The 230-nt window shown below is 43.0% G+C and carries 1 protein-coding gene; it reads left to right on the top strand.

Annotation, left to right across the window (positions count from 1 at the left end; translation table 11 throughout):
- Positions 1 to 230: transporter associated domain-containing protein (locus tag ACFIO5_RS11875; protein WP_375705518.1), on the top strand; the 230-nt coding region annotated here is incomplete at both ends.

Raw genomic sequence — 230 nt, 5'->3', positions numbered from 1 at the left:
GTTGGTGATATCGAAGATGAACATGATCATGTTGACAATGCTATCGTGCGCGAACCCAATAATAAATGGCTTGTTGATGCGAGAACTGAACTAGAAGATGTGGAGAAAGCTCTCGGTCCTGATTTTATTGTAGGGGAATATGGTGATGAAGTCGATACCATCGGTGGTTTGATTGTTTCTATTCTTGATCGCATTCCCGCAAAAGGTGAAATCATTGAAGCGGTGCCAGG

It is taken from the genome of Bartonella sp. AA86SXKL, from assembly GCF_042196885.1.
This window is presented reverse-complemented; position numbering and strand designations above follow the sequence as displayed.